Source organism: Paucisalibacillus algeriensis (assembly GCF_000577245.1).
Taxonomy (GTDB): domain Bacteria; phylum Bacillota; class Bacilli; order Bacillales; family Amphibacillaceae; genus Ornithinibacillus.
The window spans coordinates 251,371-265,093 of the sequence record NZ_CBYO010000001.1 but is presented as its reverse complement, the minus strand read 5'-3'; the positions used below and the strand labels follow the sequence as shown (position 1 = coordinate 265,093).

Below are 13,723 nucleotides of genomic sequence, written 5' to 3'. Positions count from 1 at the left end.
CACCTATTTTTTTCTTACCTTTTGCAAAAACCAAGATTTTTATTCTACAAAAATAATGATGCTGCCCAACCAAAAATAAATAAAGGAATATTAAAATGGATAAACGTTGGTACACAGGTATCCCAAATATGGTTGTGCTTACCATCCGCATTCAATCCTGACGTCGGTCCTAATGTACTGTCAGAAGCTGGAGAACCAGCATCCCCAAGGGCACCGGCTGTACCAATTAATGCAGCAGTTGCTAGTGGTGAAAAACCAGCAGCCACGCAAATCGGTACAAATAATGCTGCGATAATTGGAATCGTACCAAAGGATGAGCCAATTCCGATTGTAACAACTAATCCCACTAGTAAAAGCACAAAAGAGATCAATACTTTATTATCCCCTAAGAACCCAGATGAAACCTCGACTAACGCATCTACTGCACCTGTTTCTTTTAAAATTGTCCCGTAGCCAGATGCAACAAGCATCACAAATGCAATCGTACTCATCATACTGACACCATCAGCAACAATCTTATCACTCTTAGAAAACGGAACAACGATGAAGGCAACCATCAAGATAAGTCCGGTTAATGCACCTACAACTAGGTTTCCTGTGACAATTTGTACGATAAGCGCACCTAAAATGGCCACAATTGTAAGTAAATGTTTTCTATTAAAGGTCACTTTTTCTTCCGTCGGTTTAACGAAATCAGCCATACCTTCTACATCAAGAAGGGCATCTTTATCTTTACGATATGTAAAGAATACACCAATTAATAATCCAACTATCATCCCTAACCCAGGGATTAGCATTGCTAGTGATACTTGACTCAAGGTAATTTCTGCACCGTTTTGCGTCATGCCGTCAAGAATAATTCCATGGAATATAAGTCCAAACCCTGCAGGTATCATGACATATGGAGCTTTCAGACCAAATGTTAGTGCTAGTGCAACTCCTCGTCGGTCAATACGCATCTGATCAAATAGCTTTAATAAAGGTGGTATCAGAATTGGTATAAATGCAATATGAACTGGTACTACGTTTTGTGATAAGGAAGCAACACCTGCGATGGCAAGTAATAACATTGTCTTCTTACCTGTTAAGATTCTGATTAAGAAATTTACTAATAATGTTGTAATTCCTGTATAGCTAATAGCTACAGCAAAGGCACCTAATAGCACATAACTTAAGGCGGTATTGGCTTGCCCACCCATTCCACTAACTAGCATTTCAATTGATTCTATTAAATTTAACCCTGCCATTAATCCAGCTACAACTGCTGAAATGATAATGGCCACAATAACATTCACTCGAAACAAACTTAAAATTGTCATTAATAATACCGAAACAACTACTACCCATTCCATTTTCTCTTCCCCCTAAGAAACTATCACTTTATTACTTTATCATACTAAAGCATTAAAGTGATAAAATCAACCCTAAATTTAGAAAAAATTAATGATCCTATCTATTTTTCCTAATGAAAAGCTAAGAGTCATTTAATCTTAAGCATTTTTGGTTTTTATTCATTCTTCTTTTTGCATGGTTCTGTAGTCGAAATGATGTATAGTAAAAAGCCCTGCACACGTACAGAGCCTTTTTACCGATACATAGCTACTTTATCTCAACCGAAAACGATACATGGTCTTGAATTGGAATCCAAGCACCAATTCCTTGCTTTGTAACATTTTTAATAACTAGTGATTTTTTGGTGCCTTTCAACTGGATATAAACTTCTCCAAATGTTACCTTCCCTTTTTCATTTACAGCTGGAGCAAACGCATGTAAATAACCATATTTTTGTTGTGGAACACTATAGGAATTTCCTTTTTTTGTCCCTGCTCCAATAGTTGTTGCATAGGAAAGAGGTAATTTTGTTTCTTGTTTTGCTTTCATAATCATCATTTGCTTCACATCATCTGGGTTGGCAATTTTATTTGTCAACGCACCTTTAATTTCCTTTTGTGCCTGCTGGTTATAGCTTAATTTTTGAGCATCTTTGCCACCAATATTATTTAGCTCATTAACATTTATATTTTGATACTCCCAATTAATATTGGTATCATCAGATTCGTAGTTAAGTGGCCAGCGTCCCAAAAAGACCATTCCACGATAACCAAAACCAATTGGTGATGGATCAATGGTCGATTCATTTAGCATTTTTATCAGATTTGGATTACTTATTGGGACCTCTGTGCTATCCATTAATTCTTTTGTCAATTCGCTTGGCTCAATTACTTCTTCGTCTTCTGTAGAATTAGGAAATGTATTTTCTTTTGAAATATCCACGACATGACTTGGTATTTCAAATTCGTTCTTAGTTTCAGCCTTTTTTTCTGCAGCAGAGATCATAATTGGAGCTTGGAGCACTAGTAGAAATGTAATTAATGCTATGATATATTTATTCTTCATCTGTCCATTCCTCTCTTTTTGGCAGTACAGGAAGTATAAAAACTTTTCTGTCCTGCATAAGTGCAACTAAGGCATCCGCCTAAAAGCTAATACCTTAGTTTTCTAACCTTAGTTTTTCGAGGGTTATTATTTTTATACATATATGTCATCTTTAGGGGGAACAAAATGATTTTAAATCGATTTCGTTTTTGGATTCTTATAGCACTTGTCATGATTTCAGGGTTATCTCAAGGCATGCTTCTACCGCTTCTTGCAATTATTCTAGAGCAAGGGGGAGTTTCTTCCGCTTTAAATGGGTTACATGCGACAGGACTTTATATAGGGGTCCTCTTAGCATCACCATTTATGGAAAAACCCATGCAGAAATACGGGTTTAAACCCATTATTATCATCGGTGGTTTACTCGTTATTATTTCGTTAGCATTATTTCCGGTTTGGCAATCACTTTGGTTTTGGTTCATTTTACGGGTTGCGATTGGAATTGGCGATAATATGCTACACTTTGGTACACAAACATGGATTACTTCCACAGCAGATAAACATACTCGTGGAAGAAGTATCTCCCTATATGGAATGTCATTTTCATTTGGGTTTGCGCTTGGACCTCTGTTGACAAGATTACTTGAAGTAAATGAAGCACTTCCATTCATCGTTTCTGCATTATTGAGCATGATTGTTTGGTCCCTCATGTTATTTGTAAGAAATAATTGGCCAAATACAGAAGAAGATATGGGTGTTACAACAACAAAAGAAAGTTCACTTAAAAGATTTATTCAAACAACAAAAATAGCATGGATTGCCCTGCTTCCCCCATTAGCATATGGATTCTTGGAAGCAACATTACATGCAACATTTCCAATCTACGGATTACGTATTGGGCATGATGTACATCTACTCTCCCTGATTATTCCTTGCTTTGCGGCTGGGAGTCTGATAACACAGTTACCACTTGGGATATTAAGTGATCGCATTGGTAGAAGAAAAATACTGTTGATTATCCTAACCTTGGGCCTACTTTGCTTTATCGGGGCAGCATTTTTAGAAGAATCTGTTGTTGCTTTATTTACGTTCTTTACTTTAGCAGGGATGTTCGTAGGCTCAACTTACTCCATGGGAATTTCCTATATGACAGACCTTCTTCCACCATCTCTACTGCCTGCCGGAAACTTACTATGTAGCATCGCTTTTAGTATTGGTAGCCTTGGAGGACCTTATATCGGTGGATTATTTATTCAATTTTTGCCAGGAGTATCATTCTTTTATATGATTGCTATTGTGTTGGGATTTATCATTATAGCGATGGTGTTGAAGAGGAATAATGTTACAGCAATTAGAGGCTGATTACTACTTTGCAAAAAGGGAACAGCACCTTTCTCTCAAAAAAAACAGGAGGTCCAAAATCATTGGATCTCCTGTTTTATATATTTTCCATATCTAGTCTCAAGGCGATTTTGTAGGAAGGATATTGCAATACCAATTGGCCAGTAGATTAATGCTACTAAAATATACATGGTCATTGCATCAAAAGTACGTCCTGCTACAATCTGAGATTTTTGGAATAGCTCTGGAACCGTAATAATCGCAGCTAATGATGTACCTAGCATGATACTTAAAAAGACATTTGCTAATGGAGGGATTGCAATACGAATAGCTTGAGGCAATATGATAACTCTCATCGCTTTCCAGTATCCAATATTTAATGCCTTAGCTGCTTCCCACTGTCCTTTATCAACACTTGATAAAGCTGCACGATAAATCTCTGCAATATAAGCAGCACTATTTAAACCAAAAGCAATGGCAGCAGCTACGAATGCGGTTAGTTCAATTCCTATAATCGGAAGACCGTAGTAAATCAGAAATAAGAATACAATAATTGGTGTACTCCTCATGAAAGAAATGTAGATTCTTGAAGGCCATCTTAATAAAACAGCATTCGAACTCCTGCCTAATGAAATAAAGAACCCTAAGAGCAAACCGATCACCATTCCAAGAATAGCTAGGGAAATGGTCATTGGTACACCTTCTAGTAAAAAAGGTAAACTTTCCCAAGCTAATTGGAAGTCAAACAAGTTTTTTAGTTGTACGTGATCAATTTCAAACATAATATCTCCTTACTCAATGCCTTCGATTTCAATAACTTCCTCTTCTGGTTCCTTAGAAACATCAAGTCCCCCGAAAAACTCTGCTGAAATCTCCGTTAAAGTGCCATCTTCTTTCATCTCAGCAATAATCTCATTCACTTTCCCTAACAACACTGTTGCATCTTTTTGTACGACAACATTATTTGTTGTTGGGTGGAATTTCAAATCAGGATGCAACGTAATATTGAAATCAGGAAATGCTTGAATCGCAAGACTTTGTAGGTAATAATCATTAATTACTGTATCTGTTCTACCATTGTGAACATCTCGTAAATATGCGTCATTTGTCACATTACCATATGTAACTACTTCAGCATCAAATTTTCTTGCAATATCACTATATACTGTTGTAGCAGCGCCACCTGCTTTTTTCCCTTTTAAATCTTCCAGGGTATGAATACCAGATAAATCGTCTGCACGAACAATCATAGTTGCAAAGGAATGTTTAACAGGTTCTGAGAATGCAAACTTTTCACGACTTGCTTCTCTTGGCCCTGCTTGAATCATATCAACGCGACCACTTTGCAGTGCAGAAAGCATCGCATCAAATGCCATCGTCTCAAATTTAACTTCTACTCCTAATCGTTCTCCAATTTCACGAAAAACCTCAACATTATACCCTGTTAATTCATCCGAACCTTCAGGATAATAGGATGCCGGATATAACGTTCCAGCAGTACCGACTACAAGTTCACCAGATTCTTGAATGGAATCCCAAATTTTGTCTTCCGCTTTTTCTTCATAAGAATCATTTCCACAAGCTCCTAATATTAGTAACACCGTAAATAACATTGACAAAACTGTAAACTTTTTCATTCAAAAGCTCCCCCTTTTTCATCTGTTATACCTATTATAACGATTCTGATTGTAACAGGAGAAATTAGTTAAATCAAATACTTTGATTAAGATAAAAATTCTGTTATTGAATTATTATTAAATTTTATGAAACAATATATAGTTTATACTTATTCATTGACTCTAAAAGTAGTTGTGATAAAATTAAAATATATACTAATTAATAATAATTCTAATCTAGTTGTAAATGATTATTAATTTCATTTAGGAGGGGATAAACATGGAAGTTAAGAATAGTATCTCACCATTATTTAATTCAAAACGTGAGGAAAAGAGCTTTTTAAATAAAGTTCAACCTCATACGGAACTTATTGCAGCACTTATTAGCGGTGTTATTATTCTTTTTACATGGCTTTCAGAAAACTATATTTCTGATTCTACGTTTGTTATCTTACACCTACTTGCCTTTGCAATAGGTGGGTTTGCAAAAGCGAAAGAAGGAATTACAGAAACAATAAATAATAAAGAGCTTAATGTTGAAATGTTAATGATTTTTTCTGCTATTGGATCCGCAATCATTGGTTACTGGACAGAAGGTGCTATTTTAATCTTCATATTTGCTCTATCAGGAGCTCTTGAAACATACACCATGAATAAAAGTAAAAATGAAATCTCTTCTCTACTAAAGCTCCAACCAGAAGATGCTACAAGAATTTCAAATGGAACAGAAGAAGTTGTTTCCGTAAATAAATTAATTATAGGAGATTTAATTTTAGTTCGGGCTGGAGAAAGAATTCCCGCTGACGGTACGATTACGAAAGGATCGACTACAATTGATGAGAGTGCTATAACAGGGGAATCAATTCCAGCAACTAAAAATATAGAGGATGAGGTATTAGCTGGAACCGTTTCACTTGATGGAACAATTACGGTAAAGATAACTAAAGCTGCACATGAAACTATGTTCCAAAAAATTATTAATATGGTTCAATCTGCACAAGAAGAAAAATCCCCTTCTCAGTTATTTATTGAACGTTTTGAGGGAACTTATGTGAAGGTTGTTTTAATTGCTTTTGGGATTATGATGTTTTTACCATATTTTCTTTTTAACTGGTCATTAGAAACTAGTATATATCGAGCAATTATTCTCCTTGTTGTCGCATCACCATGTGCGCTCGTTGCATCGATTATGCCTGCAACTCTATCCGCAATTTCAAATAGTGCTCGAAAAGGTGTTTTATTTAAAGGTGGCATCCATTTGGAAAACCTAAGCCAGATTAAGGCGATTGCCTTTGATAAAACAGGTACATTAACAAATGGGAAATTAATCGTGACGGATGCATATTTCACTTCCGATAGTGATGAAAATGAAGTTATTACAATATCTGGAGCAATCGAAAATGAATCTACACACCCAATTGCTAAAGCTATAACAGCCTATAGCCATGAAAAAGTCGGCAATATAAAAATACAAGTTAACAATATGAAAACTATTCACGGAAATGGCGTAGAGGCGGAGATTGATGGTAAGCTTTGGCAAATTGGCAAACCGGATTATGTTGGTAAACAACTTGCTGAATCATTCCATGATGGAGTCTTATCCAAATTAGCAACTGAAGGGAAAACAGTAGTATTTGTTAAAACGGAAGGAAAAATTGTCGGTGTCTATGCTTTAAAGGACACCATTCGAAGAGAAGCGAAGGTTGCTATTAAAAACCTCCAAACTCAGGGAATTAAGACCATCATGTTGACTGGGGATAACGACCTTACTGCTAAAGCAATCGCGGATGAAGCTGGTATTGATTCGTATATTGCTAACTGTCTCCCAGAAGAAAAGGTTAACCATCTTAAACAATTACGTGACATTCATCATAATGTTGCCATGGTTGGTGATGGGATTAACGATGCACCTGCTTTAGCAACTGCGAACTTAGGGGTTGCTATGGGAGAGGGTACGGATGTTGCGCTTGAAACTGCGGATGTTGTTCTGATGAAAAATGATTTGTCTAAGATTACGAATGCTATTGAGCTTTCCGGTCGGATGAATAGGATTGTGAAACAGAATGTTGTTTTTTCTATTGGTGTTATTGCTATATTGATTCTTTCAAATTATTTAGAGGTATTGGACCTTCCTTTGGGGGTTATTGGGCATGAGGGGAGTACGATATTGGTTATATTGAATGGGTTGCGGTTATTAAAATGAATTTATATTACTTTCTGGCCGTGACCTTGGCCCGGATACACTGCACTTTTACTTCCAGTGCAGGGGTAACATCTGCTCGAAAAGACCTCGCAGTGTATACCTTGCCACGGGCGGCTTGTGAGCCTCCTCGCTCGTTCCGTGCTGCCTTGTCTGACCGATGCCTTTCCTCCCATAGGAGTATCCGTGTATTCGGCCCACTCAAGTTATAAACCTAAATTTATCCAACTACACTATACAAAACCATTATTAACAACACAAACCAAAAATGGAGCCACGCTTTTTAAGTCAGGCTCCGTTTTTGATTTTGCTTAGGGTTGCGTTGAGGATGCCACCTACTATGACGATGAAGGCGGAGATGTAGAACCAGATCATTAGTGTTATGACTGCTCCTAGGCTTCCGTATGTTGCGGAATAATGACCTAGGTTCGAGACGTAGAATGAGAATACATAGGATGTTAATTGCCAAGCTACTGTTGCAAACAGGGCACCCCAAAATGCCTCTCGAAAGAATACTCTAACGTTTGGTGCAATTTTATATAGAAACAGAAAAACAATAAAGAATACGACAGATGTAAGTACCCAGCGTAACATTTCCCATACAGATAGAAAGTCATCAGATAATCCCAAAAAGGAAAATAAATAAATACCAATCATTCTACCAAGTACGGGGAGTAGGATGGCAAGTACGAGTACTCCAATCATCGCAAACGTTAGACCTATAGCAATAAGTCTAGATACAATGAAAAACCGGTCCTCCTCTACCTCATAAGCACTATTCAACACCCTCATAATGGCATTAATCCCATTGGATGCTGCCCATAATGTACCGATAATTCCTATCGATAATAGTTGTCCATTTTGTTGTGAAACTAAATTCATTACGTTTTCCTCAATTATTTGCATGGAGTCGGCAGGGGCAACTGATGCTAGCATACGAATTAAAATATTTGCATCAACTGGCAAATAACCGACTAATGTAATGACAACAACTAGTAACGGAAAAAGTGATAATAGAAAGAAATAAGCTAATTGTGCGGATAAGCCAAATGCTTCTTCTTCAAATATTCGCCCAATTAGCTTTTTTATAAATGTAATGATTTGATTCAAACTCCAACCTCCTATATAGGCTTCAGCCTTCTAGTCTTTTTGGTTTTGAAGTTACTCTAGCTATTGAATTCTCTACAGTTTGCAGAGCATTAGCGGCATTTTCCGTTTGATACACAAGGCTTTCACTAAATTCCTCCATTGCGATTCTTGCATTATGGATAGATAAGACAGGATTCTTAATAATATCTGTAGATTTATCCTTTGCTACTGAAAGTTTATGTTTCGTATAGTTTCTCGTTTCCCAATCAAATAATGCTGCTGCACCACCTAAAGCTGCTCCAATAGCAATACTTGAAATCAATCTTCTTTTACCCATGTGGACCACTCCTTTTTGTTATATGTTATGCATTTCCTTAATATACGAAAGAAGTTTAGAACATCCTTCCATAACTAGTTCATATGTGTAATCAAAGTTACCTGTATAGTATGGATCGGGAACTTCCTGCTCTCTAGCTTCCTCCACAAAGTCCATTAATTTCGCAACAACTATTTGCTCATTCTGCGAGTTAATGTTCCGTAGGTCTTTTATATTTTGGTCATCCATCGCAATAATATAATTAAAATCATCCCAATCTTTTTTAGAAACTTGTCTAGCCTTTATTCCCTCATATGAAATATTTAGTTGATCTAATACTTTTCTCGTACCTTGGTGAGGCATCTCACCAACATGCCATCCACCTATACCGCCAGAATCCACTTCCATTATATTCGTCATCTTTTCTTTTACGATCAAATCCCGAAAAACCGCTTCCGCCATAGGAGAACGGCAAATATTGCCAAGACAAACAAATAACACTCGAATCATTAGCCTAACCACCTTTCAAACCTATTATAATCAAACTTGTTCACAGAATTAAGTGAAATGATTAAATAGTATGTAATTTATATTGAATGTTCTAAATATTATATCTATAATAGGACAAAAGGGAGGGAAAAATATGCAAGAGATAATCAACAATATTAGTAGTTTTGTCTGGGGACCACCAACACTCATATTAATTGTTGGTACTGGTATATACTTGACACTACGATTAGGATTTTTGCAATTTCGTACACTTCCATATGCTTTACGACTCGCATTTAGCCCTAAAAGACAAGACAAAGCTTCAAAAGGAGACATTAGTCACTATGAAGCCTTAACCACCGCCATGGCGGCCACGATTGGGACAGGGAATATCGTTGGGGTAGCAACAGCGGTAGTACTAGGTGGGCCGGGTGCCGTTTTCTGGATGTGGATTACCGCATTATTTGGAATGGCAACAAAATACGCCGAAGCCATCTTAGCGGTAAAATACCGTGTGGAAAACAGTAAAGGTGAAATGTCTGGTGGACCGATGTACTACTTAGAAAAAGGATTAAATGCGAAGTGGCTTGGTATACTTTTTGCAATCTTTGGTGCGATAGCTGCATTTGGTATTGGAAACATGGTACAATCTAACTCCGTTTCTGATGCGTTAGAAAGTTCCTTTAGCATTCCAACTTGGGCAACAGGTATTGCTCTAACATTATTTGCAGGTTTAGTTATTATTGGTGGTATTAAGAGTATTGGAAAAGTAACTGCTTTCTTCGTTCCGATTATGGCTTTATTTTATGTACTTGGTGGACTTGTCATTATTGTAATGAATTTTGATATTGTACCTGCAGCAATTAGCTTAATCTTTACGGATGCCTTTTCAGCTAGTGCTGTTGGTGGTGGTATACTAGGTACCGTAATTCGTTATGGGGTTGCACGTGGAGTATTCTCCAACGAGGCAGGACTTGGTTCTGCGCCAATTGCAGCTGCTGCTGCCAAAACGGACTATCCTGGCCGTCAAGCACTAGTATCCATGACACAAGTATTTATTGATACTATTATTGTCTGTTCTATTACAGGAATTACGATTGTTATGGCAGGATTAGCCGGTAATGGCTTAGAGGGCGGACCACTTACACAAGCATCCTTTGCACATTTCCTAGGTGACTGGGGTGGCTACATCGTAACGATTGGTATTGTACTATTCGCCTTCTCTACACTTGTTGGTTGGTCTTACTATGGTGAAAAATGTTTTGCATACTTATTTAACGATAAAGTAGTTCCAATTTATCGTGTTGCGTTTGTTATCGCTATTTTCTGGGGAGCAGTACAGACTCTAGATCTAGTTTGGGGTATTTCCGATGTCATGAACGCATTAATGGCAATACCGAACTTAATCGGTCTACTCGGACTTTCCGGTGTAGTTGTTTATGAAACAAAGAAATTCTTAGAAGTTGCTAAGCAGGAAAAAGAACAAGAAAGACTCGCGAAAACTTCTGGAGAATAAGTAATAGTTACTGGGTAGTGGTTAAAATAAATAAAGGGCAGTTTTTCTCTCATGTGGGAGAAAAATTGTCCTTTTCTTCTTGAATAGCATTGTGTTGGATTGGTTTGTGTTTCTATTAGATAGTTTTTCTGTTTTTACCAGGACTCTGTCCTTAAGAATGGTTCTATTAGACAGACTCAATGCTTTACTAGGGATTCTGTCTTTGAAAATAGCTCTATTAGATAGTTTCACCTACACTGCCATGTGAAGCAAACAAACCACTAACATCATATCAATCCTCCAACAAATAACCTGCTTGTCTTAATGCTTCACATGCCTCATCCAATTGCTTCTCATTATCCGCTTCAATCGTATGTAAATGAATTCCTTCTGTTAGCTTTGATAAGAGGGAAGCCCCTGTATTCTTCAATTCAGTTAAGAAAACATCTGCTTCTCGTCTATTTTTTATCATTAAGGAACCAGTAATATCTCCGTATATTGGATGTTCCACCATAACATTTCGTATTGTAACTCCATAATCGACTAGTGTATAAAGCTCATCGGCTGTTTGTTCAGGGGTATGTCGAACGACTACAACTCTTGATTTTGTTTGTTCAAGATTACTTTCTTGTAAATACACATATCCTCTTGCAGTTGCAATGATTGGTTCACCTGTGGCCTTTAGCAAAGAAATATCTTGTACAATCACTTGGCGACTTACATTTGTTCGGGTAGATAATTCTTTACCAGTAATAGGATCAACCTCTTCTTTCAACCAGGACAAGATTAATTGCCTGCGTTTCTCCCCAAGAATTTTATTTGATTCCTTGTTCATTTTCAGAACCTCCGTATAATATTTAGACGATTATCTAATTAATAACGTATCTACTATTATATCCTATCACGCTTTGCTCGCAACAAACCAAAAAAAACAAAATTAATGATTGATTTCTAGCTCAAGATGTGTAAATATATGTGTAAAGACACATGTAAACGACAGTCTTGTTTTACTATTAATCTACTAAAGGAGACAAACGAAATGAGTAAAAAACTTTCAAAGAGCATTTGGGGATTTGTGATTATTGTAACAATCCTCCTCGCTTACATTATTCCATATACCGTATTATCTGATGTGCATGCTTGGTATGGGAGTTTCTTATTCTGGGGAATAGCTGGTCTTGTCATCATACTTGCAAACATTGTTCTTACTAGAGATTGGAGAGAGTAATTTGAATACAAGCTTAATTATTTGGGGAATTATTATTTATATTATTATCGCTTCAGCTATTGCATTGTTATCCCGAAAAGGAAATCTCCCTGGAATGTCAGGATACTTTATTGGAAACCGAAAAATGAACGGTATATTATCAGCCCTTAGCTATAGTGCAACAACCTATAGTGCTTTTATGATGGTAGGTTTAGCAGGACTTACTTATCAAGGTGGAGTTGGTGCACTAGGTTTTGAAATTATATATTTTATTGGGGTTTCCTTAATACTAATTTTCGGACCTAGATTTTGGTTAGCTGGGAAGAAGAATGGTTATGTGACACCGTCTGAAATGCTTGGCGATCGTTATCAGAGTAAAACGGCAGCTGCAGTTATTTCACTAATGAGTTGTTTATTTTTAATTCCTTATAGCGCGGTACAATTAGCTGGGGTTGGATATCTGTTACAAGGAATGACCGATAATGCCATTCCATTTTCAGCTGGGGTCATTATAGCGGTTGTTTTAGCAGTATTCTTTTCTTATACAGCAGGGATTAGATCCGTTGTTTGGACTGACTCACTACAAGCAATTTTCATGATTATTACATCAACCACTGTTGTTATTATCATTGTTCATTCACTTGGGGGCTTTGGTCAATTTTTCGAAAACCTTCAGGTAAATCAACAAGGGACCTTATCTGTGCCAGGAAATGGTTACTTTAGCTTCCTAACTTTCTTGGGATTAACAATACCATGGTTCTTCTTTAGTATTTCTAATCCACAAGTAAGCCAGCGGTTATTTATGCCGAATTCCTTTAAAGGTCTTCGACAAATGTTAATTGGTTTTCTTGTTTTCGGTTTTATTTATACCTTTGTTTCTGTAATGTGGGGATTTTCTGCTTTACAACTATTCCCAGATTTAGAAAAAGCAGACCTTGCAACGCCAGCATTACTATCATCAGATGTCGTACCACCACTTTTAGGTGTCATTGTTATGGTAGGAATCTTAGCTGCAGCAGTATCCACCATCGACTCGATTATGTTGACATTATCATCTATGTTTGCACGAGATGTTTATGGAAATATGAAAAGCCGTCCAGATGATAATAAGCAACTAAAAGTAGGTAAAATTGTTATTCCTGTCATTGCCATCTTAGCCTATGCTTTTGCTGAATTAGAATTGAACCTAATTGCCGTATTATCAGTAGCTGCTTCTTCCGGATTAATAGTTGGAGTACCAGCCATTGTAGGTACATTTTTCTGGAAACGTGGAACAGCTGCTGGCGTAATCGTCAGTGTAATTGTTAGTGCATTAATTGTATTAGTACTTGAAGCGACCGGGACAAAGCCACTTGGATTAGGTTCTGGCATTTGGGGGTTAATCCTATCAACGGCTTTATTTGTTGGGATTAGTCTTGTCACACAAGCACCTAAAGAGAAAGCGGAAGAATTTTTAAGTTTGATGAAGGAACACCGTAAAAAGACGATATAACTATAGAAAGTCCGTGACTACTAGCTTGTGTCACGGACTTTTTGTTTAAAGAGATGTTAAGCATGTGAATCACTTTATACCATTTTCTTTAAAGCCCCCTAG

The 13,723-nt window shown here is 37.0% G+C and carries 13 protein-coding genes; 5 read left to right on the top strand and 8 right to left on the bottom strand.

Annotated features, from left to right (window positions below):
* Positions 1-44: 44 nt before the first annotated feature.
* Both TY11_RS01145 and TY11_RS01140 read right to left on the bottom strand, forming a co-directional pair.
* Positions 45-1,352, bottom strand: a complete 1,308-nt coding sequence (locus TY11_RS01145) for a Na+/H+ antiporter family protein (protein ID WP_042142074.1) — start codon at positions 1,350-1,352, stop codon at positions 45-47.
* 247 nt (positions 1,353-1,599) lie between these two features.
* Positions 1,600-2,397, bottom strand: a complete 798-nt coding sequence (locus TY11_RS01140; RefSeq protein WP_042142073.1) for a YfkD famly protein — start codon at positions 2,395-2,397, stop codon at positions 1,600-1,602.
* A 165-nt stretch (positions 2,398-2,562) separates the two neighbouring features.
* Here TY11_RS01140 and TY11_RS01135 point away from each other — a divergent pair, with 165 nt between their 5' ends.
* Positions 2,563-3,738 carry an MFS transporter gene (locus TY11_RS01135; RefSeq protein ID WP_042142072.1) on the top strand — a complete coding sequence of 392 codons (1,176 nt, stop codon included), beginning with the start codon at positions 2,563-2,565 and terminating at the stop codon, positions 3,736-3,738.
* A gap of 59 nt (positions 3,739-3,797) precedes the next feature.
* On the opposite strand, the gene TY11_RS01130 is transcribed toward TY11_RS01135, so the two are convergent.
* Together TY11_RS01130 and TY11_RS01125 are read right to left on the bottom strand one after the other, a co-directional pair.
* Positions 3,798-4,499, bottom strand: a complete 702-nt coding sequence (locus TY11_RS01130) for an amino acid ABC transporter permease (RefSeq protein WP_042142071.1) — start codon at positions 4,497-4,499, stop codon at positions 3,798-3,800.
* A 9-nt stretch (positions 4,500-4,508) separates the two neighbouring features.
* Positions 4,509-5,354 carry a transporter substrate-binding domain-containing protein gene (locus TY11_RS01125; protein ID WP_042142070.1) on the bottom strand — a complete coding sequence of 282 codons (846 nt, stop codon included), beginning with the start codon at positions 5,352-5,354 and terminating at the stop codon, positions 4,509-4,511.
* Between the two features lie 259 nt (positions 5,355-5,613).
* Here TY11_RS01125 and TY11_RS01120 point away from each other — a divergent pair, with 259 nt between their 5' ends.
* A complete protein-coding gene (locus TY11_RS01120; protein WP_197025039.1) occupies positions 5,614-7,536 on the top strand; it encodes a heavy metal translocating P-type ATPase in 1,923 nt (640 codons plus the stop codon).
* Between the two features lie 285 nt (positions 7,537-7,821).
* Here the strand turns inward: TY11_RS01120 and TY11_RS01115 are convergent, their stop codons facing one another.
* Genes TY11_RS01115 through TY11_RS01105 form a run of 3 tightly spaced genes read right to left on the bottom strand, consistent with a single transcriptional unit; the run spans position 7,822 to position 9,448 of the window.
* Positions 7,822-8,643 (bottom strand): YihY/virulence factor BrkB family protein, encoded by an 822-nt coding sequence (locus TY11_RS01115; RefSeq protein ID WP_042142068.1) that lies wholly within the window; start codon positions 8,641-8,643, stop codon positions 7,822-7,824.
* A 22-nt stretch (positions 8,644-8,665) separates the two neighbouring features.
* Positions 8,666-8,959: a hypothetical protein gene (locus TY11_RS01110; protein ID WP_042142067.1), complete on the bottom strand. Its 294-nt coding sequence runs from the start codon at positions 8,957-8,959 to the stop codon at positions 8,666-8,668.
* 18 nt (positions 8,960-8,977) lie between these two features.
* Positions 8,978-9,448: a low molecular weight protein-tyrosine-phosphatase gene (locus tag TY11_RS01105; RefSeq protein ID WP_042142066.1), complete on the bottom strand. Its 471-nt coding sequence runs from the start codon at positions 9,446-9,448 to the stop codon at positions 8,978-8,980.
* Between the two features lie 133 nt (positions 9,449-9,581).
* On the opposite strand from TY11_RS01105, the gene TY11_RS01100 reads away from it, so the two are divergent.
* On the top strand, positions 9,582-10,943 hold the full coding sequence (locus TY11_RS01100; protein WP_042142065.1) for an alanine/glycine:cation symporter family protein: 1,362 nt from the start codon (positions 9,582-9,584) through the stop codon (positions 10,941-10,943).
* A gap of 271 nt (positions 10,944-11,214) precedes the next feature.
* Here the strand turns inward: TY11_RS01100 and TY11_RS01095 are convergent, their stop codons facing one another.
* Positions 11,215-11,757: a transcription repressor NadR gene (locus tag TY11_RS01095; protein WP_042142064.1), complete on the bottom strand. Its 543-nt coding sequence runs from the start codon at positions 11,755-11,757 to the stop codon at positions 11,215-11,217.
* Positions 11,758-11,961: 204 nt separating this feature from the next.
* Here TY11_RS01095 and TY11_RS01090 point away from each other — a divergent pair, with 204 nt between their 5' ends.
* Positions 11,962-12,150: a hypothetical protein gene (locus tag TY11_RS01090; RefSeq protein ID WP_042142063.1), complete on the top strand. Its 189-nt coding sequence runs from the start codon at positions 11,962-11,964 to the stop codon at positions 12,148-12,150.
* Position 12,151: 1 nt separating this feature from the next.
* Positions 12,152-13,621 carry a sodium:solute symporter family protein gene (locus TY11_RS01085; protein WP_042142062.1) on the top strand — a complete coding sequence of 490 codons (1,470 nt, stop codon included), beginning with the start codon at positions 12,152-12,154 and terminating at the stop codon, positions 13,619-13,621.
* Positions 13,622-13,723: the final 102 nt, after the last annotated feature.